At 68.8% G+C, this 22,222-nt stretch carries 26 protein-coding genes; 23 read left to right on the forward strand and 3 right to left on the reverse strand.

Annotated features, from left to right (window positions below; all coding sequences use genetic code 11):
- Positions 1-41 precede the first annotated feature (41 nt).
- The 13 genes from M8859_RS04735 to narI all read left to right on the forward strand — a co-directional run bounded on the left by M8859_RS04735 (position 42) and on the right by narI (position 15,525).
- On the forward strand, positions 42-818 hold the full coding sequence (locus M8859_RS04735; RefSeq protein WP_249643900.1) for an alpha/beta hydrolase: 777 nt from the start codon (positions 42-44) through the stop codon (positions 816-818).
- Positions 819-822: 4 nt separating this feature from the next.
- A complete protein-coding gene (locus M8859_RS04740; protein WP_195069455.1) occupies positions 823-1,134 on the forward strand; it encodes an MGMT family protein in 312 nt (103 codons plus the stop codon).
- A 54-nt stretch (positions 1,135-1,188) separates the two neighbouring features.
- Positions 1,189-1,944, forward strand: coding sequence for a VOC family protein (locus M8859_RS04745; protein WP_159920811.1), 756 nt, complete (start codon positions 1,189-1,191; stop codon positions 1,942-1,944).
- Between the two features lie 82 nt (positions 1,945-2,026).
- Positions 2,027-3,769: an NTP transferase domain-containing protein gene (locus M8859_RS04750; RefSeq protein WP_195069456.1), complete on the forward strand. Its 1,743-nt coding sequence runs from the start codon at positions 2,027-2,029 to the stop codon at positions 3,767-3,769.
- 611 nt (positions 3,770-4,380) lie between these two features.
- Entirely contained in the window at positions 4,381-4,551 is a 171-nt protein-coding gene (locus tag M8859_RS04755) for a hypothetical protein (protein WP_159920807.1), read from the forward strand.
- 171 nt (positions 4,552-4,722) lie between these two features.
- Positions 4,723-5,064, forward strand: coding sequence for a DUF1330 domain-containing protein (locus M8859_RS04760; RefSeq protein ID WP_195069457.1), 342 nt, complete (start codon positions 4,723-4,725; stop codon positions 5,062-5,064).
- A 78-nt stretch (positions 5,065-5,142) separates the two neighbouring features.
- Positions 5,143-6,789 (forward strand): S-methyl-5-thioribose-1-phosphate isomerase, encoded by a 1,647-nt coding sequence (mtnA, locus tag M8859_RS04765; protein ID WP_159920803.1) that lies wholly within the window; start codon positions 5,143-5,145, stop codon positions 6,787-6,789.
- On the forward strand, positions 6,786-7,361 hold the full coding sequence (locus M8859_RS04770; protein ID WP_159920801.1) for a 1,2-dihydroxy-3-keto-5-methylthiopentene dioxygenase: 576 nt from the start codon (positions 6,786-6,788) through the stop codon (positions 7,359-7,361). Before mtnA ends, M8859_RS04770 begins: the two co-directional genes overlap by 4 nt.
- Positions 7,358-8,041: an acireductone synthase gene (gene mtnC, locus M8859_RS04775; RefSeq protein ID WP_159920799.1), complete on the forward strand. Its 684-nt coding sequence runs from the start codon at positions 7,358-7,360 to the stop codon at positions 8,039-8,041. The genes M8859_RS04770 and mtnC overlap by 4 nt, the downstream gene beginning before the upstream one ends.
- A gap of 587 nt (positions 8,042-8,628) precedes the next feature.
- Positions 8,629-12,312: a nitrate reductase subunit alpha gene (locus M8859_RS04780; protein ID WP_159920797.1), complete on the forward strand. Its 3,684-nt coding sequence runs from the start codon at positions 8,629-8,631 to the stop codon at positions 12,310-12,312.
- A gap of 71 nt (positions 12,313-12,383) precedes the next feature.
- Positions 12,384-14,093, forward strand: coding sequence for a nitrate reductase subunit beta (narH, locus tag M8859_RS04785; RefSeq protein ID WP_236565307.1), 1,710 nt, complete (start codon positions 12,384-12,386; stop codon positions 14,091-14,093).
- Positions 14,090-14,770, forward strand: a complete 681-nt coding sequence (gene narJ, locus M8859_RS04790; RefSeq protein ID WP_159920793.1) for a nitrate reductase molybdenum cofactor assembly chaperone — start codon at positions 14,090-14,092, stop codon at positions 14,768-14,770. Before narH ends, narJ begins: the two co-directional genes overlap by 4 nt.
- Positions 14,767-15,525 carry a respiratory nitrate reductase subunit gamma gene (gene narI, locus M8859_RS04795; RefSeq protein WP_159920791.1) on the forward strand — a complete coding sequence of 253 codons (759 nt, stop codon included), beginning with the start codon at positions 14,767-14,769 and terminating at the stop codon, positions 15,523-15,525. Before narJ ends, narI begins: the two co-directional genes overlap by 4 nt.
- 88 nt (positions 15,526-15,613) lie before the next feature.
- On the opposite strand, the gene M8859_RS04800 is transcribed toward narI, so the two are convergent.
- Positions 15,614-16,069 (reverse strand): VOC family protein, encoded by a 456-nt coding sequence (locus M8859_RS04800; protein WP_223521190.1) that lies wholly within the window; start codon positions 16,067-16,069, stop codon positions 15,614-15,616.
- 310 nt (positions 16,070-16,379) lie between these two features.
- Here M8859_RS04800 and M8859_RS04805 point away from each other — a divergent pair, with 310 nt between their 5' ends.
- The 10 genes from M8859_RS04805 to M8859_RS04850 all read left to right on the forward strand — a co-directional run bounded on the left by M8859_RS04805 (position 16,380) and on the right by M8859_RS04850 (position 21,770).
- The gene (locus M8859_RS04805) at positions 16,380-17,090 is read left to right on the forward strand and encodes a hypothetical protein (RefSeq protein WP_195069459.1); all 711 of its coding nucleotides are present in this window, start codon (positions 16,380-16,382) and stop codon (positions 17,088-17,090) included.
- A 5-nt stretch (positions 17,091-17,095) separates the two neighbouring features.
- On the forward strand, positions 17,096-18,250 hold the full coding sequence (locus tag M8859_RS04810) for an SRPBCC family protein (protein WP_249643901.1): 1,155 nt from the start codon (positions 17,096-17,098) through the stop codon (positions 18,248-18,250).
- Complete coding sequence (gvpJ, locus tag M8859_RS04815) at positions 18,247-18,657, forward strand: gas vesicle protein GvpJ (protein WP_195069460.1); 411 nt, start codon at positions 18,247-18,249, stop codon at positions 18,655-18,657. Before M8859_RS04810 ends, gvpJ begins: the two co-directional genes overlap by 4 nt.
- On the forward strand, positions 18,657-19,418 hold the full coding sequence (locus tag M8859_RS04820) for a GvpL/GvpF family gas vesicle protein (protein ID WP_159920783.1): 762 nt from the start codon (positions 18,657-18,659) through the stop codon (positions 19,416-19,418). The genes gvpJ and M8859_RS04820 overlap by 1 nt, the downstream gene beginning before the upstream one ends.
- A 4-nt stretch (positions 19,419-19,422) precedes the next feature.
- Complete coding sequence (locus M8859_RS04825) at positions 19,423-19,653, forward strand: gas vesicle protein GvpG (protein ID WP_159920781.1); 231 nt, start codon at positions 19,423-19,425, stop codon at positions 19,651-19,653.
- A gap of 64 nt (positions 19,654-19,717) precedes the next feature.
- A complete protein-coding gene (gvpO, locus tag M8859_RS04830; protein ID WP_223521868.1) occupies positions 19,718-20,014 on the forward strand; it encodes a gas vesicle protein GvpO in 297 nt (98 codons plus the stop codon).
- A complete protein-coding gene (locus M8859_RS04835) occupies positions 20,011-20,445 on the forward strand; it encodes a gas vesicle protein (protein ID WP_159920777.1) in 435 nt (144 codons plus the stop codon). Before gvpO ends, M8859_RS04835 begins: the two co-directional genes overlap by 4 nt.
- Positions 20,442-21,236 (forward strand): GvpL/GvpF family gas vesicle protein, encoded by a 795-nt coding sequence (locus M8859_RS04840; RefSeq protein ID WP_159920775.1) that lies wholly within the window; start codon positions 20,442-20,444, stop codon positions 21,234-21,236. The genes M8859_RS04835 and M8859_RS04840 overlap by 4 nt, the downstream gene beginning before the upstream one ends.
- Positions 21,233-21,472, forward strand: coding sequence for a gas vesicle protein (locus M8859_RS04845; protein ID WP_159920773.1), 240 nt, complete (start codon positions 21,233-21,235; stop codon positions 21,470-21,472). Before M8859_RS04840 ends, M8859_RS04845 begins: the two co-directional genes overlap by 4 nt.
- Entirely contained in the window at positions 21,465-21,770 is a 306-nt protein-coding gene (locus tag M8859_RS04850; protein WP_159920771.1) for a gas vesicle protein K, read from the forward strand. The genes M8859_RS04845 and M8859_RS04850 overlap by 8 nt, the downstream gene beginning before the upstream one ends.
- A 109-nt stretch (positions 21,771-21,879) precedes the next feature.
- Here M8859_RS04850 and M8859_RS04855 read toward each other — a convergent pair whose 3' ends face one another.
- Both M8859_RS04855 and M8859_RS04860 read right to left on the reverse strand, forming a co-directional pair.
- Positions 21,880-22,086 (reverse strand): DUF397 domain-containing protein, encoded by a 207-nt coding sequence (locus M8859_RS04855; RefSeq protein WP_249643917.1) that lies wholly within the window; start codon positions 22,084-22,086, stop codon positions 21,880-21,882.
- On the reverse strand, positions 21,990-22,222 hold a 233-nt coding region (locus M8859_RS04860), incomplete at its 5' end, for an integrase core domain-containing protein (protein ID WP_249643902.1). The genes M8859_RS04855 and M8859_RS04860, both read right to left, overlap by 97 nt.

Below are 22,222 nucleotides of genomic sequence, written 5' to 3' on the forward strand. Positions count from 1 at the left end.
CCGGCGCTGCGGCCGCTCGGGGCGCAGGTCAGAATGGACCGGTGTCTGTCTTGAATGTCCATCGGTTCGGTCCGACGACGGGGCCGGTGGTGCTCGCCCTGCACGGCGTGACCGGTCACGGCAAACGCTGGGAGGACCTGGCCACCCGGCATCTGCCCGACGTCCGCGTGCTCGCGCCCGACCTGCGCGGGCACGGTCGCTCGACCTCGCTGCCGCCGTGGAATTTCGAGACCATCGTCGAGGACCTGGTCGAGCTGATCACCACGGAGGCGGACGGGCCGGTGGTGGTGGTCGCGCACTCCTTCGGCGGTGCGTGCGCGCTGCACCTGGCGCATCGTCATCCCGACCTGGTGCGCAAACTCGTTCTGCTCGATCCTGCCATCGCGCTGGAGCCGGAATGGCTCAACGAGATCGCGCTGTCCACTCTGGTCTCGGCCGACTACGACAGCGTCGAGCACGCGCGCCAGGACAAACTCGACACCGGCTGGGGAGACGTCGAGCCGCGGCTACTGCAAGCGGAACTCGACGAACATCTGATGCCCACCGCGAACGGGCGCTTCGGCTGGCGGATGAGCCTGCCCGCCGTCAACTCCTACTGGGGCCAGCTGGCCCGCCACTGGGTGCTGCCGCCCACCGAGCTGCCCACCGTGCTGGTGCAGGCGATGAAGGTGCACCCGCCGTTCGTCACGCCGGAGTTCCGGGCGGCGCTCACCGAGCACATGGGCGCCAACCTGACCGTGCTCGAATGGAACTGCGATCACATGGTCGCCCAGGCGTATCCGGCCGAGACCGGTGAGCTCGTGCGCTCGGTGCTCTGAGCCGATGCCGACCACCGACGCCCAGATCGAGCAGGTGCGCGCCCTGGTCGCGTCGATCCCGCCGGGCCGGGTCGTCACCTACGGCGACATCGCCGCGGCCGTCGGACTGTCCACGCCACGCACGGTGGGCTGGATCATGCGCACCGACGCGGCCGACCTGCCCTGGCATCGAGTGCTCGGCGCGAGCGGCAGGCCGGCCACGCACCTGGCCCATCGCCAGCTGCGCCTGCTCGCAGAGGAAGGCGTGCCGACCCGGGACGGACGTGTCGACCTGCGGGCCGCGCGCTTCCCGTTACCCGATCCTCCGGCCCGCTGAGCGCCGCTTCCGGAAATGCCTCCGGGCCGGATCGGCGGCCAGTACCGTTGATTCATGCCCACCCGCCTGGCATGTGTCGTGTTCGATGCCGACCGGCCGCGTTCGGTCGCGGATTTCTGGGCCGAACTGCTCGGCTGGAGCGTGACCCTCGACCGGCCCGACCAGGTGGACGTCGCGGCCCCCGACGCCGACGGTGGCGAACTCGCACTCACCTTCCTGCCCGCGATGCGGGCGAAGGTCGGCAAGAACCGCTTGCACCTGGATCTGGCCACCCGCTCGCTGGAGCATCAGCGCACCCAAGTGGACCGGGCGCTGGCGCTGGGCGCGCGAGCGGTCAACATCGGCCAGGGCGCGGTGCCGTGGGCCGTGCTCGCCGACCCGGAGGGCAACGAGTTCTGCGTGCTCGAGCCCAGGGAGGAGTACGTGGACACCGGCGCGATCGCGGCGATCGTGGTCGACACGCGCGACCCGGTGCTCCTCGGTCAGTTCTGGTCGACCGCCACCGGCTGGCCCGCCGCGCGGTGCGGCGAGCGGCTGGCCGGGCTGCGTTCACCGACCGGCCTCGGTTCCTGGCTGGAGTTCGTGCGCACTCCCGACGCGGGGACAGGCCGGACCAGGCTGCGCCTGGATCTCACCTCATTTCCGGCCGACGACCGGGCCGCCGAGGTGGCCAGGCTGCACGCGGCGGGCGCCACGACGATCGACCGCGCCGCCCCGGCTCCCGATCGGGACACCGACCTCGTGCTCGCCGATCCGGAACTCAACGAGTTCCGGCTGCTGCCACCGGCGCGGTTCTGGTCGAACGCCTGATCGGCGCCGTCGGCTCCCCGGCTTCCCGGCGGTGACGAATTAGCATGGCCGCCATGGTGTACCTAGCTCGAGGTCGTGGCGTGTGATCGCCGCCGACGCGATCGTGCTCGCGGGCGGCCGGGCCAGCCGGATGGGCGGCGTGGACAAACCCGCCATCGTCATCGGCGGCCGTTCCATGCTCGAGGTGTCGCTGGGCGCCGCGGCCTCCTGCGCGCACACGGTGGTCGTCGGACCGTACCGGCCCGAACTCCCGCCGCAGATCATCCAGGTTCGCGAGGTGCCACCCGGGTCGGGTCCGGTGGCGGCCATCGACACGGGGCTGCGCGCCCTGGGCTCCGCCGCGCCGCTGGTGGTGGTGCTGGCCGCCGACCTGCCGTTCCTGTCCTCCTGGGCGATCGCCGAGCTCATCCGGCACGCCACCGAATCCGGCGCGGACGCGGTGTTCGCGGCCGACGAGTCCGGACGCCCGCAGTACCTGATCGGAGTGTGGCGGCGCTCCGCGCTGGCCTCCGCGCTGGACGGGCTCGGGACGCTGATCAACCAGCCGATGAAGGCGCTGGTGCCCGCCTCCGCCGCGATCATCCCGTTGTCCGGGGTCGGCGACTGCGACACCGAGGAGCAGGTCCGGGAGGCCAGGGCCACGGTCGGCGCGCCACGGCAGCACCCACCGCTGGCTTTGGACGATGCGCGAAGCATACTGCGCGCCAGACTATCTCGTCTCACGACGTACGACGCCGACTTGCGTTCGGTGGTCGGAGCCGCGCTCGCGGGCCCGCTGACGGCCGCCGGGCCGCTGCCCCGCTTCGACGTCTCCGCGATGGACGGCTACGCGGTGGCGGGTGACGGGCCGTGGCGCTTGCGCCGGGACATCGGCTTCGCGGGCGGGCGGCGGCCGGTGGGGCTGCTGCCGGGCGAGGCGGTGCGGATCGCCACGGGCGCGCACGTCCCGGACGGCACCACGGGCGTGCTGCGCGACGAGTTCACGCACATCGCCGACGAAACGCTGTATCGCTTGCCGGACACGCCACCGCGCGACGACATCCGCCGCCGCGGCGAGGACCGGGAAGTCGGTGATCCGGTCGCGCCGGAAGGCACGCCGGTCACCGCGGCGTTGATCTCCGCGGCCGCCAGCGTCGAAGTCACCGCGGCGCCGGTGCGCGGCCCCGTGCGCGCCCGCATCGTCATGACCGGTGACGAGATCCGCAGCGAGGGCCCGCTGCGGACGGGCCAGACCCGCGATTCGATCGGGCCGATCCTGCCGGATCTGCTGTCCTGGTACGGCATTCGCACCGCCGATCGGGTACACCTGCGCGACACTCCGCACGGTTTCGACGAGGTCCTGACCGTCACGCCGGATCACGACCTGCTGGTGATCGTCGGCGCGACCGGCGGCGGGGCCGCCGACCAGCTCCGTGCCGCGCTGACCCGCGCCGGAGCCGAGATCGTGGTGCCGCGTCTGCGGCTGCGTCCGGGAGGTTCCACCGTCGTCGCCGAACTGGCCTCCGGCACCACGGTGCTCGGCCTGCCCGGCAACCCGTTCGCCGCCGTCGCCACGCTCATGGCGCTCGCGCCCGCGATCGTGGAGGGCCGCACCGGGGCGTCCGCGGCCCGCCCACTGCGCGGGCCGCTGCACAACGCGGCCGAGATCGCCGGTCAGGCGCCCCGCATCGTTCCCGCTCGCGCCGTCGATGAAGGCGGGTGGGTCGGTGACCCGACCGTCCGCACCGCCCATCTCGGCGGCCTCGTGGACCGCGACGGTCTGGTCGTCGTCCCGCCCGACGCCGTCGACGGCGCGATCGTCGAATTCCTGCCGCTGCGCCGCTGAGGAACGCCAGCGGTCCGAGCCCATGTCGATGTGCACCGGATAGAGCGATTCGAGCACGCCGACTGTTCGGCGACCACCAGCGGCTGATGGTTGGGGCAGCATCACCCCCACGCTTCGGACATCCTCGTGCATACGCGCGAAATAAACTGGGACACTAGTCATTCGGCGTGCGAGACGTAGACAGGAGTCGCGGAGGTCATCATCTCGGCACAGGCTGGATGCGAATTGCACACCACCGCAATGGTTTCGACGAGTCACCCGCTCGACTCCCGGATGACGGCGCACGCTGCGCAGCGAAAGCAGAATTGAACAAGCCATTACCTCGGATGCGCGGTTTACCGCGATACCGATAACCGCTTGCATTCGCAAGATATATTGCGCCGGCCCCCGAGCGACTCAGCCCGGCAGATTGTCCAACATAAATGCGCGGACGAAGCCCGCATGACCTGATTCGTTACTATAACGCGGCCTGTTCATCCCGCCTACCTGGGGAAATGCCACGAATGGCCGCTACGGACCATATTTTTCATTTCCTCTTCCGGAAGTCACACACGCTCGCTATCGTTGGATCGTTAGGCGAATATCAATCCCCCGGAAAGGACCGTGTGGAGATGGCTGAAAAGTCGAAGAAAACGCCTAAAAAAATGCCGAAGCAGATGCCGAGGCAGCAGCAGCAACAGCGCCAGGAGCAGGACATGCGCGAGGGCTCGGATATGGAAGGCCGTCGGGGCACCAGGTCCGAGATGCCCGACCGGCGCGGCGAGCAGGACCGCCGCCAGTAGCTGATCTGCGCCACCCGCGCCGCCGGTCCCTCCACTCCTCCCGGGACCGGCGGCTCGGTCGTGTCCGGCCCCGCTGTACTACCTCCGAGGTAATTGCCGCCCCGCGCGAAGCGGACCTACGGTCGGTCGGACGCCATCTCCGGTGTCATCGAACGGAGGAACGCCCACGCCATGTCCGCCTATGGCTTCGCCCATCTCCGCAGTCGCAGGCCCCATGCCGACATCCTGGAATACCTGGAGCGCATCCAGGCCACTCTCGACCCCTTCGGGGGCCGCTTCGTCATCCACGGACCTCCGGCCGAGGTGGTGGAAGGCAGCTGGCCCGGCAGCATGGTGCTGATCGAGTTCCCCGGGATGACCGAGGCGCGGGAGTGGTACCACTCGCCCGCCTACCAGGAGATCCTGCCGCTGCGCGCCGATCACATCGACGGCGACCTGCTGCTGATCGAGGGGGTCGGCCCGGATTACGACCCGCGCAAACGCGCCGCCGAGCTGCGCGCCGAGGCGGTCTGACGCGATTTCGGCCCGCCGTCCGCCGTCCGATACCGTTGACCAGGCACGACACGGCTCGACGCGATAAGGATGTGCCCGATGGACGACAGCTCTCTGGTCTGGGACGACGGCGCGCTCGTCACCATCGACCAGCGCGGACTGCCGCACGAGGTACGTGAGCTGCGGCTGAGCACGGTCGAGGAGATCATCGAGGCGATCGAGACGCTGGCCATCCGCGGCGCGCCCGCCATCGGCATCGCGGGCGCGTTCGGCGTCGTCATCGCCACCGCCGCGCACACCGTTGACGGCGTGGTCGACGAGGCCGCGGTGCGAGCCGAGGCGGACCGGATCGCCGCGGCGCGGCCGACGGCGGTCAACCTGGCCTGGGCGGTGCGACGGGTGCGGGCCCACGTGGGCCGGGGCGCCGACGCCGTCCTCGCCGAGACGCTGGACATGCTGGCCGAGGACGGCCGGGTCAACCGGGCCGCCGCCACGCACGCCGCCGACCTGGTGCAGAGCTTGTGTCCCGACCGTCCGCTGCGCGTGCTCACCCACTGCAACACCGGCAGGCTGGCCACCAGCGCGTTCGGCACCGCCATCGGCACGCTGCGGGTGCTGTCCGACCGCGGCGCGATCGAGCGCGTCCTGGTCGACGAGACCCGCCCGCTGCTACAGGGCGCGCGGCTGACCACCTGGGAACTCGCCGAAGCGGGTATCCCGCACCGGCTGACCATCGATTCCGCCGCCGCCTGGGCGATGGCGACCGGGCAGGTCGACTGCGTGCTCGTCGGCGCCGACCGGGTCACCGCCAACGGCGACGTTGCCAACAAGATCGGCACCTACGGCCTCGCGCTGGCCGCCCGTCATCACGGCATACCGTTCGTCGTGGTCGCCCCGGAATCGACCCGCGATCTCGCGATGGCCACCGGCCGGGAGATCGTCGTGGAACAACGCGCGGCGGCCGAGGTGACCGGATTCGGCGGTGTCGCAACGGCTCCCGCGCACACCGAGGTCTTCAACCCGGCCTTCGACGTGACGCCGGGCGACCTGGTGACCGCGGTGGTCACCGAGCGCGGCGTGGTGCACCGATCCGATCGGTCGCACGGCACGGCCATCGCCGACATCGCCCGCGAGCTGTACCGGCGCGGGTGGATGCCGGGCACGGCGGGCAATATCTCGGTGCGCACCGGCGCCACCGCGCTCGTCACCGGAAGCGGGCTGTCCAAAGGCGAACTCACCGAAAACGACATGGTCACCGTGCGCGTGGCGGATTCGGCGCCCGTTGCCGATCACGGACGAAGGCCCTCGGCGGAGACCACGATCCACACCGCCGTCTACCGGACCCGCCCGGCCCACGCGGTGGTGCACATCCATCCGCCGTTCGCGACGGCGCTGGCCACCCGGTCCGCGGTTCCCGGCGCGCTCGGCACGCTCCGGATCACCGGCTACGAACTGATCAAGGGGCTCGGCGGCGGCGATCCGGACGTGGCGGACATCCCGGTCTTCCCCAACCGGCCCGAGGTCCCCCGCATCGGCGAGGACATCGAGCGTTATCTCCTCGACCATCCCGGCGCTCTCCCGGTACTGGTCATCGCGGGACACGGGATCACCGCGTGGGGTGATGATCTCGCTCAGGCACGCGACCGCGCCGAATGCCTGGAAGCATTGTGTGAACTGGTGATCCGCACCGGTAGTGCGGCGGCGTTCGGCCCGCGCGACGACGTTCTCGAGATTGGACTGACATGACCCTGCTGCAAGTGATGGCCGCCGGCGACGCGGCCGACGTGCGTGTGCGCACCACCGATGACGAGCTGATCGGCACCGAACTGGCGAAGCACGGCATCACCTTCGGCCGCTGGCCGGTGGTCGAGAACGCCGCGTCGGTGTCCTCCGAGGAATTGCTCGCCCACTACCGAGCGAACGTCGCCGAACTGAACGAGTCGGGGCGCTTCAAGCACATCGACATCGCCCGCATCCACCCCGACGACTCCGACCCGCAGTGGCCGGAGATCGCCAAGGGCGCGCGCGGGAAGTTCCTCGACGAGCACCGGCACGCCGAGGACGAGGTGCGCTTCTTCGCCGCCGGACGCGGCTGCTTCTACCTGCACTTGGGCGAAGAGGTCTGCGCGGTGGTGTGCGAAGGCGGCGATTTGCTGTCGGTGCCCGCGGGCACGCTGCACTGGTTCGACATGGGCGAGCGCCCCGATTTCATCGCCATCCGCTTCTTCGAGGAAGAGGACGGCTGGGTCGGCGACTTCACCGGCGACAAGATCAGCGCGGGCTTCCCCACCCTCGACCAGCTGCTGACCGCGCCGTGACCGTCGCCGTAGTCGTCGACATCGAGGGCACCACCAGCCCCACCGCCGCCGTCCGCGAAGACCTGTACGGCTACACCCGGCAGCGGCTTCCGGGCTGGCTGGCCGAGGACAGCCCGGCGTCGTCCACCGTCCTCGCGGCGACCAGGCAGCTGGCCGGTCGCCCGGACGCGGGCCCGGACGAAGTCGCCGCGATCCTGCGCGAGTGGCTCGACACCGATGTGAAGGCCGAGCCGCTCAAGACCGCGCAGGGCTTGATCTGCGCCGAAGGCTTCCGCGGCGGCGCGCTGCACGGCGAGTTCTTCCCGGATGTGCCGCCCGCGCTCGCGGCGTGGCACGCGGCGGGTCTGGCGTTGTACGTCTACTCCTCGGGATCGGTGCGCAATCAGCGGGATTGGTTCGCCTTCGCGCGCGGTGGCAGCCTCGCGGAGCTGATCAGCGGATACTTCGATCTGTCGACGGCGGGCGGCAAGCGCGAGTCGTCCTCCTACGACAAGATCGCGAGCGCCATCGGCGCGCCCGCGGAGCGCATCCTGTTCCTGTCCGACCACCCCGACGAACTCGATGCCGCCGTCACCGCGGGCTGGCGGGTGGTCGGGCTCGCCCGGCCCGGCGAGCCCAATCCTCCACGGCCGCCTCACTATTGGGTCAGCACGTTCGCGGATATCGATCCGTCGGCCTGACCCGGTGGGCGTCGATCCCGCGCTGGCGCTGTCGGCGACCCGAGCTAGGGGCTCGCGCCGTCCCGGCAGGACCGAATGAGCGGGCATCTCGCCGCTTCGACGAAGTCGGCCCCTCAAGGCCGGATCTCGGCGTATCCTGCCCTCGGCGTCAACAATTTCCGACCATCGGCAAACGCACGGCGAATTGTGACCCAAGCAACTGTGCGCATGCGGGAAACCGGAGTGCACCGGGACGGAAATCGGTAAAAGGTACGCCGCCGAAGCCCGCTCGATTGTGTTAACAAATGTAAAGCGCGAGAGAACCGGTCGTTTCCAAAGCATCACCGGCACTGCCTGGAATTGATCTCCGCGACCGGCTTCCGGCCAGGTCATCGTCCATCTTCCCTGGTCGCCCCGCAGCGCGCATCCCGGCGGGCCTGTCCGGCCGTGACCGTCACGTTGCGGCGATCTCACAACTCACCACAGACCCGAATGGGGTGTGAGAGAGACGTTTGGCCAGCTGTGCGCGCCTCTTTACAGTCGGAACATCAACCCGATTTGCACAGCTCGAAGGGGACGTCGTGGTTAATTCGCGTAGCCAGGGTCGCGTGCCCTCCGCTCCGGCGGTCGACGCCGGGGACGCCCTCCTGCGGCTGGGGAAATACTTCCACCGGGGCGAGGTGTCGGCCGACCACCGGACGCTGCACAAGGTCGGCGGGCGCAGCGCCGACGAGTTCTACCGGGATCGCTGGTCGCACGACAAGGTGGTGCGCTCCACGCACGGCGTGAACTGCACGGGTTCGTGCTCGTGGAAGATCTACGTGAAAGACGGTGTGATCACCTGGGAGTCGCAGCAGACCGACTACCCGTCGGTGGGCGCCGACAAGCCGGAGTACGAGCCGCGCGGTTGCCCTCGCGGCGCGTCGTTCTCCTGGTACACCTACTCGCCGGCCCGGGTGCGCTACCCCTACGTGCGCGGCACCTTGCTCGAGCTGTACCGGGAAGCCAAGTCCCGGCTCAAGGACCCGGTGCTGGCCTGGGGTGAGATCGTCGAGGATCCCGAGAAGTCCCGCAGCTACAAGGCCGCCCGCGGCAAGGGTGGTTTCGTGCGCGCCGAGTGGTGGGAGGCGGCCGAGATCGCCGCCGCCGCACACGTGTACACGATCAAGCAGTACGGCCCGGACCGGGTGGCCGGGTTCTCGCCGATTCCGGCCATGTCCATGGTCAGCCACGCCGTCGGCGCCCGGTTCATCTCGCTGCTCGGCGGCTCCATGCTGTCGTTCTACGACTGGTACGCCGACCTGCCGGTGGCTTCCCCGCAGGTGTTCGGCGACCAGACCGACGTGCCGGAGTCCGCGGACTGGTTCGACGCCGGCTACCTCATCATGTGGGGCTCGAACGTGCCGGTGACCCGGACCCCGGACGCGCACTACATGACCGAGGCCCGCTACCGCGGCCAGAAGGTGGTGGTGGTCTCCCCCGACTACGCCGACAACACCAAGTTCGCCGACGAGTGGGTGGCCGCGCGTCCCGGCACCGACGCGGCCTTGGCCATGGCGATGGGCCACGTGGTGCTCAAGGAGTTCTTCGTCGAGAAGTCGACGCCGCGCTTCCTCGACTACATCAAGCGCTTCACCGATCTGCCGTACCTGATCACGCTGGACGAGCGCGACGGGGCGTATGTGCCCGGCAAGTTCCTCACCGCCGCCGACCTGGGCCGCACCGGCGAAGGCGTGCAGTTCCAGACCGTGTTGCTGGACGAGCGGGCGCAGCCGGTGGTGCCGAACGGGTCGCTGGGCCATCGGTTCGGCGAAGAAGGCGCCGGGCGCTGGAACCTCGATCTCGGGGACGTCGATCCCCTCCTGAGTCTGTATGGCCGCACCGACGATGCTGCGGCCGTACAGATTCCCCGCTTCGACAGCGACACCCCCGGCGTGCTCACCCGCGGGGTACCGACCACGACCGTCGCGGGCAAGCGCGTCACCACGGTCTTCGACCTGCTGCTCGCGCAGTACGGCGTCGGCCGCGACGGACTGCCCGGCACCTGGCCGAGCGGCTACGACGACGCGGCCGAGCCCTACACCCCGGCCTGGCAGGAGACGATCACCGGCGTGCCCGCCGTCCAGGCGCAGCGCATCGCACGGGAGTTCGCCGACAACGCCGACCGTTCCGGCGGTCGCTCGATGATCCTCATGGGCGCGGGCACCAATCACTGGTTCCACTCCGACCAGATCTACCGCGCGTTCTTCACCTTGACCCTGCTGACCGGTTGCCAGGGCGTGAACGGCGGCGGCTGGGCGCATTACGTCGGGCAGGAGAAGTGCCGCCCCGTCACCGGGTGGTCGACTCTCGCCTTCGGACTGGATTGGCAGCGCCCGCCGCGCCAGATGCAGGGCACGGTGTTCTGGTACCTGACCAACAACCAGTGGCGCTATGACCCCTTCACCGCCGAGTCGTTCGCCTCGCCGCTCGGCACCGGAAAGTTCGCAGGCCGCACGGCCGCCGACAACATCGCGCTGGCCACCCGGCTGGGCTGGATGCCGAGCTACCCGACCTTCGACCGCAACCCGCTGGACCTGGCGGACGAGGCCGAGGCGGCGGGCAAGACCGCGCCCGAGCACGTGGTGGACGGGCTGAAATCCGGAGACCTGCGCTTCGCCTGCGAGGACCCGGACGCGCCGGAGAACTTCCCGCGCTGCCTGACCGTGTGGCGGGCGAACCTGCTCGGCTCCTCGGGCAAGGGCAACGAGTACTTCCAGCGCCACCTGCTCGGCGCCGACTCCAACCTGCAGACCACCGACGCCACCGGCGTGCGGCCGCAGGAGCTGACCTGGCGGGAGACCGCGGCCACCGGCAAGCTGGATCTGCTGCTGTCGCTGGACTTCCGGATGACCAGCACCACGCTGTTCTCCGACATCGTGCTGCCCGCGGCCACCTGGTATGAGAAGCACGACCTGTCCTCCACCGACATGCACCCGTTCGTGCACGCCTTCTCGCCCGCCATTTCGCCGCCGTGGGAGGCCAAGACCGACTTCGACGCCTTCCACCGGATCGCGCGCGGGTTCTCCTGGATGGCCGAGAAGCACCTGGGCAAGCGCAAGGACATCGTCGCCGTGCCGCTGCAGCACGACTCGCCGGACGCGACGGCCCAGGCGGGCGGGCGCGTGCTGGACTGGAAAGCCGGTGAGTGCGAACCGATTCCGGGCAAGACCATGCCGAAACTGGTCGTCGTCGAACGCGATTACCCGAAGCTGGCGGAGAAGATGGCCGCGCTCGGGCCGCTGATCGACACGCTCGGCGTCACCACCAAGGGCGTCACCACCTACCCCGACCAGGAGGTCGAGTACCTCGCCGGGGTGAACGGCACGGTGGTGTCCGGCGTGGCGCAAGGCCGCCCGTCGCTGGCCAAGGACACGCACGCGGCCGAGGCGATCCTCGCGCTGTCGGGCACCACGAATGGTCGTCTGGCCGTGGAGGGCTTCCACGCGCTGGAACGCCGCACCGGAACCCAGCTGGCCGACCTGGCCGCCGAGCACGAGGGCAAGCGGATCACCTTCGCCGACACCCAGGCCCGTCCGGTGCCGGTGATCACCTCGCCGGAGTGGTCGGGCAGCGAGACCGGCGGACGCCGGTACTCGCCGTTCACCATCAACACCGAGCGGCTCAAGCCCTGGCACACGCTCACCGGGCGGCAACACTTCTACCTCGACCACGACTGGATGATCGAGCTCGGCGAGCAGCTGCCGATCTTCCGCCCGCCGCTGGACATGACCGCGCTGTTCCGCGAGCCCTCGATCGGCGACGTCGGTGACAAGGGCGTCACCGTGCGCTATCTGACGCCGCACTCGAAGTGGTCGATCCACTCCGCCTACCAGGACAACCTGCACATGCTGACGCTCTCGCGCGGCGGGCAGACGATCTGGATGTCCGATCGCGACGCGGCGAAGATCGGTGTGGCCGACAACGACTGGATCGAGGCGATCAACCGCAACGGCATCGTGGTGGCCCGCGCCATCGTCAGTCACCGGATGCCGGAGGGCACGGTGTTCATGTACCACGCCCAGGACCGCGCGGTGGATGTGCCGCGCATCGAAGGACTCGGCGAGGACACCAAGGGACGGGGCAAGCGCGGCGGCATCCACAACGCGCTCACCCGCATCATGATCAAGCCCTCCCATCTCATCGGCGGCTACGCACAGCAGTCCTTCGCGCTGAACTACCACGGCCCCACGGGAAATCAGCGTGACGAGGTCACCACGATCCGGAAGCGCTCGCAGGAAGTGGAGTACTGACATGCACGAGCGCGGCACAAGGACGCACGAGGCACTTCCCGACGCGAGAAAGCGGTACTGACATGCGCGTCATGGCACAGCTGGCCATGGTGATGAACCTGGACAAGTGCATCGGCTGCCACACCTGCTCGGTCACCTGCAAGCAGGCCTGGACCAACCGCGGCGGCACCGAGTACGTCTGGTTCAACAACGTGGAAACCCGCCCTGGACAGGGCTATCCGCGCCAGTACCAGGATCAGGAGAAGTGGAAGGGCGGCTGGACGCTGAACAAGCGCGGCAAGCTCACCCTGAAGTCCGGGTCCCGGCTCAAGCGGCTGCTGAACATCTTCGCCAACCCGGATCTGCCCACGGTCGAGGACTACTACGAGCCGTGGAGCTACGACTACGACAACCTGCTGTCCTCACCGCCCACCGACACCACGCCGGTCGCGCGACCGAAATCGCTGATCACCGGCGAGGATACGCAGGTCACCTGGGGCGCGAACTGGGATGACGATCTCGGCTCCGGCCCCGAGCAGGTCGGCAAGGACCCGCTGCTGGCGAAGCTGTCCGATCAGGTGAAACTGGAGTTCGAAGAGACCTTCATGTTCTACCTGCCGCGGATCTGCGAGCACTGCCTGAATCCCTCGTGCGCGGCTTCGTGTCCTTCCGGCGCGATCTACAAACGCGCCGAGGACGGCATCGTGCTGGTGGACCAGGACAAGTGCCGCGGCTGGCGGCAGTGCGTGTCGGGTTGCCCGTACAAGAAGATCTACTTCAACCACAAGACGGGCAAGGCGGAGAAGTGCACCTTCTGCTACCCGCGCGTGGAGGTCGGCATGCCGACGGTGTGCTCGGAGACCTGCGTCGGGCGGCTGCGCTACATCGGCGTCATGCTCTACGACGCCGACGCCGTGCTGGAGGCCGCGTCGGTCACCGACGACAAGGATCTCTACCCGTCTCAGCTGGGGGTGTTCCTCAATCCCCATGACCCGCGAGTGGTCGCCGAAGCGGAGCGGGCCGGGATCTCGCCGGAGTGGATCCAGGCGGCCCAGGATTCGCCGGTCTACAAGCTGATCGTGGACTACCAGATCGCGCTGCCGCTGCATCCGGAATACCGCACCATGCCCATGGTCTGGTACGTGCCGCCGCTGTCGCCGGTGGTGGACGTGCTCACCGAGACCGGCCACGACGGCGAGAACGCGTCGAACCTGTTCGGCGCCATCGACGCGCTGCGCATTCCGGTGGAGTACCTCGCGGAGCTGTTCACCGCGGGCGAGGTGGGGCCGGTGCGCGCCGCCCTGCAACGCTTGGCGGCGATGCGCTCGTTCATGCGGTCGGTGAATCTCGGCGAGGAGCCGGACCCCTCGATCGCGCCGTCGGTGCGGCTGGAGCCGGAGGAGATCGAGGCGATGTACCGGCTGCTGGCCATCGCCAAGTACGAGCACCGCTACGTCATCCCGACCGGCGCGGGAGCCCGCGCGCACGAACTGGATTCGCTCGCCACCGGATGCAGCCTGGACACCGACGGCGGGCCGGGTATGACGGCGTTCGACCAGATGGTGGAGAAGTTCCACCTCACCGACTCCAATGATGCCGCGCCGCAGGAGAAGTCGTCCCGGATCAACCTGTTGAACTGGGACGGCAAGAGCACCGACGGTTTGCTGCCGACCAACGGCAACGGGCATGCCGACGGCGCGGGCAACGGGCACGCGAACGGCGTCGGCAACGGGCACACCAACGGCTCGAGCGGCACCGTCGCCGGTGAGCCTGCCTCCACTCCGACCGGAGCAGGTCGATGAGCCTGCTGAAACTGCGCCGCCGCCCGGAACCGGTGGTCGAACTGGCCCAGCGCGACCGTCAATTGGTGTGGCGGATCGCCGCGCTGCTGCTGGACTACCCGAGTGAGCAGACGCTGGCCATGATCGGTCAACTCACCGACGCCGCGACCGTATTGCCGGACGAGGTGCGCGCCCACCTGAGCGAATGCCTCGAGTACCTGCGCACGACACCGCCGCTGGAACTCGCGGCGGACTATGTCGCGACCTTCGACATGCGCCGCCGCGCCAGCCTGCACCTGACCTTCTACGCCTACGGCGACACCCGCAAGCGCGGAATGGCGTTGCTGCGCTTCAAGCACGCCTACCGGCACGCCGGTGTCGAACTCGGCGACGAGGAACTGCCCGACCACCTGCCGGTGCTGCTGGAGTTCGCCGCCACCGTCGATCCGATCGGCGGCGAACGGTTGCTCGGCGAGCATGTTCCGGTGCTGGAGCTGCTGCGACTGTCCCTGTCGGACAACGGGTCTCCCTATGCCGGAGTGCTCGCGGCGATCGGGGCGACATTGCCGCCGCCGACCACCGCGGACCGGAGGCGCATCGCCGAACTCGCCGCGCAGGGTCCGCCCGAGGAGGAAGTCGGGCTGGAACCCTTCGCGATGGACCCCTCCCTGTTCGACGGATCGGAAGGCCGACGATGAACGCAACGCCGAACCTGCCGACCGCGCTGTGGCTGATTCTGCCGTACGTCGCGTTCACCTCGTTCGTGCTCGGTCACCTGTGGCGCTACCGCAACGATCAGTTCGGCTGGACCACCCGCTCCTCGCAGGTCTACGAGAGCCGCCTGCTGCGCCTGGGCAGCCCGCTGTTCCACTTCGGCATGCTCGGGGTGTTCGGCGGTCACGTGCTCGGCGTGCTGATCCCGGAATCGTGGACCGCCGCGGTGGGGATCTCCGAACACGCCTACCACCTGATCGCCGTCTCGGCGGGGTCGGTGGCCGGGCTCGCCGTGCTGGCCGGGGTGGCCATCCTGCTCTACCGGCGTTTCACGGTTCCGGCCGTCCGCAAGGCGACGACCGGCAACGACAAGCTGATGTACGCGCTGCTGGCCGCCGCGCTGATCACCGGTCTGCTCAACACCTGGGGCAGCAACCTGCTGTGGGGGACCTACAACTACCGCGAGACGGTGTCGCCGTGGTTCCGCAGCCTGTTCACCCTCGGCCCGCAGCCCGAACTCATGGTGGACACCCCGTGGACCTTCCAGCTGCACGGGCTGGTCGTGCTCGCGCTGATCGGATTGTGGCCTTACACCCGGCTGGTGCACATGTTCAGCGCGCCGGTCGGCTACCTGGTGCGGCCGTATGTGGTCTACCGCAGCAAGGAATACGACGCTCCTGACAAGCGCCGTTACGCCCGGGCGTGGGAGGCGCCCGTCACTCCCGAACGCTGGCGTTGACGCCGTCGCGGGAGACCCCGCCCGGACAATGGCGTCCGGGCGGGGTCTTCGGCATTGTGGGGCGTCCCCATCGTCTGCGGAGTCCCGATCAGGCGTTGTCGTAGGCGTCCCGGAGGACCTTGACGTCGAGTTTGGACATCGAGCGCAGGGCGGTGCCGACGGCGATGGTCTTGGCGGGATCGTCACCGCTCATCAGCTGCGGCAGCGCCGCGGGCACCACTTGCCAGGACAGGCCGTAGCGGTCGGTGAGCCAGCCGCACGGTCCCGGCTCGCCGCCGCGCGCGGTGAGCGCCTCCCACAGGCGATCGACCTCGTCCTGGGTGTCCACCACCACTTGCAGCGACGCGGCATCGGTGAGCGGGTGGTCCGGCCCGCCGTTCATCAGCGTGACCGCGTGACCGTCGAGATCCAGCGAGACGATGAACGCCGAACCATCGGAGTTGCGGGAGACCTCGACCACCCGCGAGTTCGGAAGCACCGAGGCGTAGAAGGCCGCGGCTTCCTCGGCGGCGTTGTCGAACCAGAAGAAGGTGTTGACGGACATGATGTGCTCCTGTGCTGTGGTGTGACCTGCTGTCGCCTACTGGTCGGAGTCGCCCGCGGCTGTTCGACATAGTTCGCGAAGTTTCCCGAAATATTTTCCGCGAGTGGCGGCCGCTCTCGGCCAGGTGATCGCTGGAAGCGCTTCGACAGTCCCCGCGTCCCGCACTCTTCGCAGGCAGAACCCATCGACCCGCTGGGTAACCAGGCATACGCTGAGGATTGGCCACCGCAATGTGGTCTATCCCACTTTCGGGAACGTCATGCCCGGCTCCACCGGTGCGGTGGCCGTCGAGGCGAGCAAGGAGTGAGCAATGAAAGGTGGATCGAGAATTGCGTTAGGGGTGGGCATCGGGTACGTGCTGGGCCGCACGCGCAAGATGCGCTTCGCGTTGTCGCTGGCGGGCGCCGCGATGGCCAAGCGATCCGCGGGGACGCCCGGGGACCTGCTCGAGCGCGGGACGTCGCTGCTCAAATCGCCGGAGTTGACCAAGATCACCGACACCGTTCGCGGCGAGTTGATGGGCGCCGCGCGCGCCGCCGCGGTCACCGCGGCCAGCAACCGCATCGATGCGCTGAACTCCCGTTTGCAGCAAGGTTCGACGATTCTGGCGGACGCGGACCGCCGCCGCTCGCGGGAGACGGATTCCGACGAGGACGCCTACGACGAACCGGCCGAAGACGACGAGCAGGCAGCGTCCGCCGACGATGACGAGCAGGCAGCGTCCGCCGACGACGAGCACGCGGCGTCCGCCGACGACGACGAGCAAGCGGCGTCCGCCGACGACGACCTCGAGGACGAGTACGAGGAAGACGAGGACGACACCGACCAGCCCGCGGACGAGGACGACACCGAGCGACCCGCCGCACGGCCACGCGCTCGCCGGTCGAGCACCGCCGCCAGACGCGCGGCGAGCTCCCGCAGCGAGGACCGTGGCTCCGCGGAACGAAAGCCGTCCGGCGTCCGTGGACGCCGCAGTCGCGCCGATGCCGGTGAAGCGCCCGTCCGACGCACGAGGAGGTGAGCGCGATGACGAAAACTCTGCGCGACGCTACGGCCGGAGTCGGCAAGGCGGCCACCGACACGGTCGGCCGCGCCACCAAAGCCGCAGGCCGGGCCGGCTCGACCGCCAAAGAGAAGGCTCCTCCGGCCACACCGACCGGTGTGCTACAGCAATCGATGCAGAACCTCGCCGGAACGCTGGCCGAACGCGCGGTGTCCGGCCTCACGAATCAGGTGTCGAAGACCGCGGGCCGGTTGACCGAGTACGCCGAAGGCGGTGGAGGAAATCTGCTGTCGGCGGTGACCGGCGTGGAGAAGCTGGCCGGAGGCGCCTCGCCGCTGCAGGCGGCCATGAGCATGGGCAAGAGCAAGCTCGGCCACACCCTGCGCGAAGGATTCGAATCGGCGAAGGAATCGCTGACCGGCGGCAAGGGCAAGGGTGGCAGCAAGAAGATCAAGCTGACCAATATCGTCGAGTACATCGACGTCGGCGTTCCGGTCGACCTGGCCTACGACCAATGGACCCAGTTCGCCGACTTCCCGAAGTTCACCAAGAAGCTCGAGCAGGTCGAGCAGGTGTCCGACGAGAAACTCAGCTGGACCGGCAAAGTGTTCTGGTCCAGGCGGACCTGGGAGTCCACGATTCTCGAACAGGTGCCGTTCGAGCGGATCGTCTGGCGCTCCAAGGGCCACAAGGGCCACATCGACGGCGCGGTCACCTTCCACGAGATCACGCCGGGCCTCACCCGCATCCTCGTGGTGCTGGAGTACCACCCCAAGGGGCTTTTCGAGAAGACCGCCAACATGTGGCGCGCGGCTGGTCGCCGGTGCCGTCTGGAACTCAAGCACTTCCAGCGGCACGTCATGACCGAGGCCGTATTGCACCCCGACGACATCGTCGGCTGGCACGGCGAGATCCGCGACAGCAAGGTCGTCAAGGACGACGAGACCGCACGACGCGAGGAAGAGGAGAACGAGCAAGCCGATCACGCGGACGACGAAACGTCCGACGAGGAAGAGCTGGACGAAGACGAAGAAGACGAGGCCGACGAGCAGGACGCGGACGAGCCGGAGGAAGACGAGGAGGACGAACAAGAGCCGCCCCGCCGCCGACCGGCTGCCCGCCGCCGCCGCACCACGGTGACCCGCCGGTCGCGCGAGAGGCGAGGAGCAGACGCATGACCATCGAACCCGCGGGAGGCGGAGGCGGCGGCGGAGCGGGCACGATGGCGCGCCCGAACTCCTCCAGCCTGGCCGACGTTATCGACACGATTCTCGACAAAGGCCTGGTCATCGACGCGTTCGCACGCGTGTCGCTGGTCGGCATCGAACTGGTGACCATCGACGCCCGCGTCGTGGTGGCCAGCGTCGACACCTATCTGCGTTTCGCCGAAGCCGTCAACCGGCTGGAGATCTCCACCAGCGAACCGAAGGGACTGACCGACATCGTCGGCGACGTCACCCAAGGCGCGGCGAAGCACAAGACACAGGGTGCGCTGGAGGCGGCGGGCGAGAAGGTCATGGACTTTCTCGGCGACGTGCAGGACAAGCGCCAGACGACGAGCAGGCCCAAACGCAGGGAGGGTTGATGACTACCGATCAAGCCGCCGTGTACGTCTACGGCATCGTGCCCGCCGACGTGGAACCCGAGCCGCACGCCACCGGTGTCGGCGACCCTCCGGGCGAGGTCGCGGTGGTGCGGCACGGCGAGATCGCCGCACTGATCAGCACGCTCGAATCCGATCGGCCGCTGGGTACGCCCGATGACTTGACCGCGCACGCCGAGCTGCTGGACGGCTCGGCCGCGGTCGCTCCGGTGCTGCCGCTGCGGTTCGGTGCGGTCATGACCGACACCGAGGCGGTGGAGAACGAATTGCTCGGGGCGAACGAGGACGAGTTCCGCGCCGCGTTGGAGCAGTTGGAGGGTCGTGCGCAGTTCGTGATCCGGGGCCGTTACGTCGAGGACACGATCCTGCGGGAACTGCTCGAGGAGAACGACGAGGCCGCGCGGCTGCGAGACGAGATCCGCGACAAACCCGAGGACGCGACCCGCAATGCCCGGATCGCATTGGGCGAGCTGATCAATCAGGCCATCGAGGCCAAGCGAGCCGAGGACACCCACCGGGTCGTTTCCGAGCTCGAGCAGTTCGACGCGCTCGTCAACCATCGGGACCCCAGCCACGAGGAGGAAGCCGTCCACATCGCGGTGCTGGTCGAGCTGGCCCGGCAGAAAGACCTGGAGGAAACGCTGCGCAGGCTCGGGGAGGACTGGGAAGGCCGCGTGGAGCTGAGCCTGCTCGGTCCGATGGCGGCCTATGACTTCGTGACCAAGCACACAGCGGAGGGGTGAGGGCATGGGTCTGCTGTCATCGATCTTGTCGTTGCCCGTCGCTCCGGTGCGTGGCGTGATCTGGTTGGGCGAATTGATCCAGGACCAGGTCGAGCAGCAGATGCACGATCCCGCCACCATGCGGCGGGAACTCGAGGAGATCGATGCGGCCGCGGCGGCCGGTCAGCTGTCCGAAGAGGAGCGCAAACAAGCGCAGCAAGCGGTCCTGGATCGCATGACCGGTCGGCAGGCGTGATCGCGATCGATCGGAAGGAGTGACTCGCGTGGCACGCAAGACCACTTCCGACGACTCGGAGGATGTGCACTCCGCATCGGACGAATCGTCCTCCCCCACACCCGCCCGAGCCGCCGCGACGGCGGCCGGGCACCTCGTGGAGCTGACCTCCAAGCAGGTGGAGGGCGTCACGTCGATGGAACCGACGGAGGACGGCTGGCTGGTGGAGATCGAGGTACTCGAGGACCGCCGGATCCCGTCCTCGGCGGACATGCTCGCACTCTACGAAGTCGAGATCGATGTCGACGGCAATCTGCTGGCCTACCGCCGGACCAGACGCTACGCCCGCGGCAGCACCGACATCGGAAGGGCTCGAACATGACGGTGGTCGGCGGCGGATCGTCCGCACCGCAGCCCTTCGGCGGCGAGCATCATTCGACGAACCTCGCCGACATCCTCGAGCGGGTCCTCGACAAGGGCTTGGTGATCGCGGGCGACATCCAGGTGAACCTGCTCGACATCGAACTGCTCACGATCAAGCTGCGCCTGGTGATCGCGTCCTTGGAGACGGCCAAAGCGGTGGGCATCGACTGGTGGGAGACCGACCCCTGGCTCAACAGCAAGGCCCACACCCTGGAGCGGCAGGACCGGGATCTCGAGCTCGAGAATCAGCAACTCCGCGACCGCATCGCCGAACTGGAGGCGGGCGGCCAACGCCGTCCCTCCATCGAACGCGGCCGCGAGCCGAGAGAACAACCCCGGCTCGAGCCGAGAGAAGAACGCCGCCGCGAGCCGAGGGAAGATCGCTCGTGACCGATGGGCTCGGGGTCTGGCTGTACGCGGTGACGTCCAGCCGAAACAGCGCGCAGGGATTGAGCGAGCTGACCGGAGTCGCGGGCGAGCCGGTGCGCTCGGTGGTCTCGAACGATTTGGCCGCGATCGTCGGCTCGGTGCCGCTGGAGGTGTTCGGAGAGCAGCCGCTACGGAGGCATCTGGAGGACCTCGACTGGCTGGAGGGCACGGCCCGCGCGCACGACGCCGTAGTGTCGGCCCTGGTGCGCCGAGGTCCCACCGTTCCGCTCCGGCTGGCCACCGTCTTCCTCGACGACGACCGGGTACGCGAGTTGCTCGACGAGCGGCGGGCCGACTTCGCGGCGGCGTTGGCGCTGGTGAGCGGCCGCACCGAGTGGGGAGTGAAAGCCTACGGCGATCGCGCCGCCCTGACCGCCGCCGTGGCCGAGGCGCGCGCCGCGAGCGAAGGTAACGCCAAAGGCGCCGGCGCGGCTTACCTGGCCCGGCGGCGCGCGCAACTGTCCGCCCAGGAAACCGTGGAACGCGACGCGGCCGAGCGTGCCGAGCAGATCCACACCCGCCTGGTGCACCACGCCGCGGCCGGACGACGGCAGGCGCTGACCGATCCGGCACTCAGTGGCCGCAGGGACTGGTTGGTGCTCAACGGAACATATCTCGTCGACGACGACCGCGCCGACGACTTCGCGGCCGCCGTCACCGCGCTGGGCGAGGAATTCCCCGGTATCCGGCTCGAACTCACCGGCCCGTGGCCGCCGTATTCGTTCGCGGGCGTGGAACGAGAATCGGCATGAGCCGGGTCGCGCAGAACGTCGAGGGGGAACGGCGCGTCGCGCTGGTCGACCTGCTGGACCGGGTGCTCGCCGGAGGCGTGGTGATCACCGGCGACATCAAACTCGCCATCGCGGACGTCGACCTGGTCCAGATCTCGTTGCGGGCGCTCATCTCCTCCATCAGCACCCTGTCAACCCTGTCCGTGCCACTCGGACCCACCGACCACCGCGCGCTGGAGACGCCACGCGATGACTGAATTCGGCGGCATACCACCGCGTATCGACACCGAACCCGAATCCGTGGAACGCGGGCTGGTCAGCCTCGTCCTCACCCTGGTGGAGCTCCTGCGCCAACTCATGGAGCGCCAAGCACTACGCCGAGTCGACGCGGGTGACCTCACCGACACCCAGATCGAACGCATCGGCACCACGCTGATGCTGCTCGAACAACGCATGGAAGAACTCCGCGACCACTTCGGCCTCACCCCCGAAGACCTCAACATCGACCTAGGCCCCCTCGGCACCCTCCTGCCCCGCGACCCACCGCCCAGCTGATGCTCGAGATCAGCGGCACATAGTGCAGGTCGTCCTCGGCGAATGCCGCAGCCACGTGCCGTTGATCCTGGAACCGACCGGCGCTCGCACGGCGGGTACCGGAGGAGCCCTATGGTTGCCCGAACGCGCCGCTTGCGACGCCAACGGTGAATGTGTCCCACGCGCCGGGGGTGAAGATCACCGCCGGGCCAGTCGGGTTCTTGGAATCGCGAACACCGACTAGGTGTACTGACCTGAGAGGTTGGGGACGCGGCTGGCTGGTGGGTGTCCGCCGAGTGCGGTGTGGCCGCGGTGGTGATTGTAGGCGTGAAGCCAGTCGGTGAACGCGGCGCGGCGTTCGGTTTCGGACCGGTAGGGGCGGGCGTAGGCCCATTCCTCGAGCAGGGTGCGGTTGAACCGTTCGACCTTGCCGTTGGTCTGCGGCCGGTAGGGCCGTGTGCGTTTGTGCGTGA

Source organism: Nocardia sputi, from assembly GCF_023501985.1.

What these genes read in the sequence shown, in the direction of transcription:
- M8859_RS04825 (WP_159920781.1), top strand. Translation starts at nt 19,423, where the DNA reads ATGGGTCTGCTGTCATCGATCTTGTCGTTGCCCGTCGCTCCGGTGCGT.
- M8859_RS04835 (WP_159920777.1), top strand. Translation starts at nt 20,011, where the DNA reads ATGACGGTGGTCGGCGGCGGATCGTCCGCACCGCAGCCCTTCGGCGGC.
- narH (WP_236565307.1), top strand. Translation starts at nt 12,384, where the DNA reads ATGGCACAGCTGGCCATGGTGATGAACCTGGACAAGTGCATCGGCTGC.
- narI (WP_159920791.1), top strand. Translation starts at nt 14,767, where the DNA reads ATGAACGCAACGCCGAACCTGCCGACCGCGCTGTGGCTGATTCTGCCG.
- M8859_RS04805 (WP_195069459.1), top strand. Translation starts at nt 16,380, where the DNA reads ATGAAAGGTGGATCGAGAATTGCGTTAGGGGTGGGCATCGGGTACGTG.
- M8859_RS04850 (WP_159920771.1), top strand. Translation starts at nt 21,465, where the DNA reads ATGACTGAATTCGGCGGCATACCACCGCGTATCGACACCGAACCCGAA.
- narJ (WP_159920793.1), top strand. Translation starts at nt 14,090, where the DNA reads ATGAGCCTGCTGAAACTGCGCCGCCGCCCGGAACCGGTGGTCGAACTG.
- M8859_RS04760 (WP_195069457.1), top strand. Translation starts at nt 4,723, where the DNA reads ATGTCCGCCTATGGCTTCGCCCATCTCCGCAGTCGCAGGCCCCATGCC.
- M8859_RS04770 (WP_159920801.1), top strand. Translation starts at nt 6,786, where the DNA reads ATGACCCTGCTGCAAGTGATGGCCGCCGGCGACGCGGCCGACGTGCGT.
- mtnA (WP_159920803.1), top strand. Translation starts at nt 5,143, where the DNA reads ATGGACGACAGCTCTCTGGTCTGGGACGACGGCGCGCTCGTCACCATC.
- M8859_RS04740 (WP_195069455.1), top strand. Translation starts at nt 823, where the DNA reads ATGCCGACCACCGACGCCCAGATCGAGCAGGTGCGCGCCCTGGTCGCG.
- M8859_RS04755 (WP_159920807.1), top strand. Translation starts at nt 4,381, where the DNA reads ATGGCTGAAAAGTCGAAGAAAACGCCTAAAAAAATGCCGAAGCAGATG.
- M8859_RS04820 (WP_159920783.1), top strand. Translation starts at nt 18,657, where the DNA reads ATGACTACCGATCAAGCCGCCGTGTACGTCTACGGCATCGTGCCCGCC.
- M8859_RS04810 (WP_249643901.1), top strand. Translation starts at nt 17,096, where the DNA reads ATGACGAAAACTCTGCGCGACGCTACGGCCGGAGTCGGCAAGGCGGCC.
- gvpJ (WP_195069460.1), top strand. Translation starts at nt 18,247, where the DNA reads ATGACCATCGAACCCGCGGGAGGCGGAGGCGGCGGCGGAGCGGGCACG.
- M8859_RS04845 (WP_159920773.1), top strand. Translation starts at nt 21,233, where the DNA reads ATGAGCCGGGTCGCGCAGAACGTCGAGGGGGAACGGCGCGTCGCGCTG.
- M8859_RS04745 (WP_159920811.1), top strand. Translation starts at nt 1,189, where the DNA reads ATGCCCACCCGCCTGGCATGTGTCGTGTTCGATGCCGACCGGCCGCGT.
- M8859_RS04800 (WP_223521190.1), bottom strand. Translation starts at nt 16,069, where the DNA reads ATGTCCGTCAACACCTTCTTCTGGTTCGACAACGCCGCCGAGGAAGCC.